The sequence below is a fragment of the Collinsella sp. SGI.033 genome, from assembly GCF_050315135.1.
In the GTDB taxonomy this organism is placed as follows: Bacteria; Actinomycetota; Coriobacteriia; order Coriobacteriales; family Coriobacteriaceae; genus Collinsella.
Window position 1 is genome coordinate 1 of sequence record NZ_JBNPOK010000051.1, and the last position, 1,587, is coordinate 1,587.

Genomic DNA, 1,587 nt, shown 5'->3' on the forward strand with positions numbered 1-1,587 from the left:
CCAAGCAATCCTCGTCGGCTTAGTCGGAGCGTTTGGATGCCTCGACTACCAGCTCGGCACCCTCTACGCGTTCCGCCCCATCGTCCTGTGCCCGCTCGTGGGCCTGGTGCTGGGGGACCTGCAGACTGGCCTTGCCGTTGGCGCCAGCCTGGAGTTGCTGTTCATGGGCTCGATTTCCATCGGCGCCTACGTGCCGCCTAACGAAACCGTCGGCGGCGTGCTCGCCTGCGCGTTTGCCATTCAGCTCGGTCAGGGTACCGAGACGGCCATCGCGCTCGCCATGCCTATCGCCGTCCTTGCGCTGACGATCGGCAACATTACCGATGCCTTGTTCCCTGTGTTTGTCGATATGGCAGACAAGTTCGCCCTCAAGGGAAACCTTAAAGGCATCTACGCCGTTCATTGGGGAATTGGAATCTGGGGCTGCGTCGAGTACTTCCTGCTGTGCGGCGGCGCCTTCTATTTGGGTTCCGACGCCATCCAGGGCCTGCTCGACTTCATCCCGCCCTTCATCATCGACGGTTGCGGCGTTGCCGCCAACATCCTGCCTGCCATGGGCTTCGCCATGCTCGGCCGCCTGGTGCTCACCAAGCAGCTCGTGCCCTTCTACTTCCTGGGCTTCCTGCTGTGCTCCTACGCCAACGTGCCCGTCCTGGGCGTCGCCCTGATCGCCATCATCATCGGCATCGACAAGTTCGACCTGCTCGGCCTGGGCGGAGCCCAGCCCCAGCTCTCCGCGGAAGGGGATGAGGACGATGACTTCTAGTCCCGAGAACAAGATCACGCGCTCCGACCTCGTCAAGAGCGCCGTCAACGTCGGCGCCCTGGGCATGGAGTTCTCCTGGACCTACTACAAGCAGATGAACATCGCCTTCTGCCTGATGGTCGCCAACATGCTCAAGAAGATCTACGCCGGCCGCCCCGACGACTACGCCGAGGCCCTGCACCGCCACTGCGCGTTCTTCAACATCACCGTCCAGTTCGCCCCGTTCGTCGGCGGCATCGCGATGGCCATGGAGGAGAAGGTCGCCCGCGGCGAGATCGAGCCCGAGAGCGTCAACGACGTCAAGGCCGCCCTCATGGGCCCGCTGTCCGGCATCGGCGACTCCATCTTCCTGTCGACGCTGCGCGTGGTCGCCGCCGCGGTGGGCATCAGCCTGTGCCAGGCCGGCAACCCCTTCGGCCCCATCGCCTTCCTGCTCATCTACAACGTCCCCGGCTTCGCGCTGCGCATCTGGGGCGCCGTCAAGGGCTACGAGCTGGGCGTGGGCTTCCTGGACGAGGCCCAGAGGACCGGCCTCATGCAGAAGATCATGACCTGCGTGGGCATCGTGGGCGTCATGGTCGTGGGCGCCATGTGCAAGGACATGTTCTGGGCCAGCATCCCGGTGGCCATCGGCTCGGGCGAGGACGCCCAGACCCTCCAGGACATCCTGGACGGCATCATGCCCGGCATGCTCGGCATGATCGCCTTCTGGCTGTACTACTGGCTGCTGTCCAAGAAGATCAACCCCATGGTGCTGATCGTGGCCACCATGGTCGTGGGCATCATCGGCGCGTTCTTCGGCGTGCTGGCGTAAGGGCCCG

Annotated in this window: 2 protein-coding genes; both read left to right on the top strand. The window is 64.3% G+C overall.

Annotated features, from left to right (window positions below; all coding sequences use genetic code 11):
• Positions 1-766, top strand: a 766-nt coding sequence (locus ACQRC0_RS08690; protein ID WP_427729304.1) for a PTS mannose/fructose/sorbose/N-acetylgalactosamine transporter subunit IIC, incomplete at its 5' end; no start/stop codon positions are given.
• Positions 747-1,580 carry a PTS system mannose/fructose/sorbose family transporter subunit IID gene (locus tag ACQRC0_RS08695; protein WP_147329364.1) on the top strand — a complete coding sequence of 278 codons (834 nt, stop codon included), beginning with the start codon at positions 747-749 and terminating at the stop codon, positions 1,578-1,580. The genes ACQRC0_RS08690 and ACQRC0_RS08695, both read left to right, overlap by 20 nt.
• Positions 1,581-1,587 lie beyond the last annotated feature (7 nt).

Bases quoted from the DNA above. Each gene is read 5' to 3' on its own strand.
- ACQRC0_RS08695 (WP_147329364.1), top strand. From the start codon at position 747: ATGAGGACGATGACTTCTAGTCCCGAGAACAAGATCACGCGCTCCGAC.